At 57.5% G+C, this 1,740-nt stretch carries 2 protein-coding genes; both read left to right on the top strand.

Annotated elements, in window-relative coordinates:
* Positions 1 to 120: 120 nt before the first annotated feature.
* On the top strand, positions 121 to 1,557 hold the full coding sequence (locus ACT3UQ_RS19635; protein WP_444637809.1) for an IS1380 family transposase: 1,437 nt from the start codon (positions 121 to 123) through the stop codon (positions 1,555 to 1,557).
* The coding region (locus ACT3UQ_RS19630; protein WP_219843971.1) for a hypothetical protein at positions 1,541 to 1,740 on the top strand (200 nt) is incomplete at its 3' end. The genes ACT3UQ_RS19635 and ACT3UQ_RS19630, both read left to right, overlap by 17 nt.

Below are 1,740 nucleotides of genomic sequence, written 5' to 3'. Positions count from 1 at the left end.
CCCGGGTATTTCATGACGACGGCAGTCATTAACTGACTTAAAAGATGAAAAGGTGATCTGAACTGGGAAAATGGGAGTGTCTAAGCTTCCAAAATACCCGTTCGAAGGATCACCTTTTCTGTGAACCATTCTACCCACCTTTTCCCTGCCATCCCGACCCAACTCACCGGCCAAACCCTGGTCTCCCATGCAGGGCTGTCGGTGCTGACCAGCTTCCTGAACGCGGTGGACTTCCGCAGGCTCTGCGAAGACAGATTCTCGCAATTCGTACCCGCCACCGCAACGCACCGTCCAGGAAACATCCTCGGCGCACTGGCCCTGTCATTGGCGGCCGGCGGCGAGCAAGCCACAGACATCGACCAGCTACGAGCCGCACCAGAACTCTTCGGTCCTGTAGCCTCGGATGCCACGGTTAGCCGGTTCTTGGGCCGGGTCAAAGAACAGCCAGAAGCTTTCTCCTACGGGTTCGCCACCATGACCCGCAGCCTGCGTTCCAAAGTCTGGGATGCGGCCGGGCCCCGGAATCCAGCCCGGCTGGCTACGGCAACCAATCCGCTGATTATCGACCTCGACGCATCGTTGGTTCATGTCCACTCTGACAAGGAATTCAGCGCAGGAACGTATAAAGGCGGGTACGGTTTTTCACCGATGATTGCCATGGCTGACTATGGCAAAGCCAACGGCACCGGCGAAGTCCTCGCCGTGCATCTGCGGTCGGGAAACCGTGGAGCGAACTCCGCAAAATCCCATATCGAGGTGCTCACTCAAGCATTGGCTCAGTTGCCTGATGATTTCTATGACGAGGACGGGAACCTCTGCGGTGAGAAGATCCTTGTCCGCACAGATAGCGCTGGGTCGTCCCGGGAGTTCTTGCACCACCTGCATTCGTTGGGGCTCCAGTTCTCCACCTCGTATTCTTTGCCGGTGCTCAAGGAACGGTTCATCCGGTGGATCGATCAGAAGAAGTACTGGGAACCAGCGCTCACTGCTGACGGGCAGGAACGTGATGATGCGTGGGTGATTGACGCGAGCAAGGTCTTGGAGCTGAAGGACTACCCGCCGGGAACTCGGATTTATTTGCGGGCTGAGCCGTTGCATCCTGGGGCGAAAGCGAACTTGTTCGATACCGACGGGAACCGGGTGACGGCGTTCTTGACCAATGCTCCGCGGTTCAACGTGGCGTTCCTTGATGCTCGGCACCGGGCGCGTGGCCGGTGCGAGAACCGGATCAAAACCTTGAAGAACACCGGGTTAGGCAAGCTACCGTATTGGTCTTTTGCCGCGAATCAGGCGTGGGCTGACCTGGCAATGTTCGCCTTGAACTTGGTCGCATGGCTGCAGCTAGCTGCGCTGCCTGGTGATCATGAAGCTGGGCGTTGGGATCTGAAGCGGTGGCGGTACCGGCTGTTTTCAATGGCGGGAAAAATCGTTTCTGGTGGGCGGCAGCGCCGGCTATTGATCCCTAAAAGTGCACCAGAAGCACAACTGTTATGCCAACTGAACGAGGGTGTTGGCGTGTTGTTCCAGCGGTGGCGGCGCGGTGAGCTTGCTGCCTGAACTGGCAGTGGTGTTTCCTTGTTTCTTTGGTTTTGAAAGGTCATTCTGGTCCGGGTGGGTGGAGCTTGGAATTCAGCGCTGGTGTTTCGGCGCTCTTTGGCATGGGCGGAATCAGAAACGGCCGCCGGGAATCCCTTGGTCGTGGATTTCGGCGGCCGTCAGAGACCTCATGAAAAATCTGGG

The sequence above is a fragment of the Glutamicibacter sp. AOP12-B1-11 genome (genome assembly GCF_052379245.1).
Classification (GTDB): Bacteria; Actinomycetota; Actinomycetes; order Actinomycetales; family Micrococcaceae; genus Glutamicibacter.
Note: the sequence above shows the minus strand (reverse complement) of the source record. Positions and strands in the feature narration are given on the sequence as shown.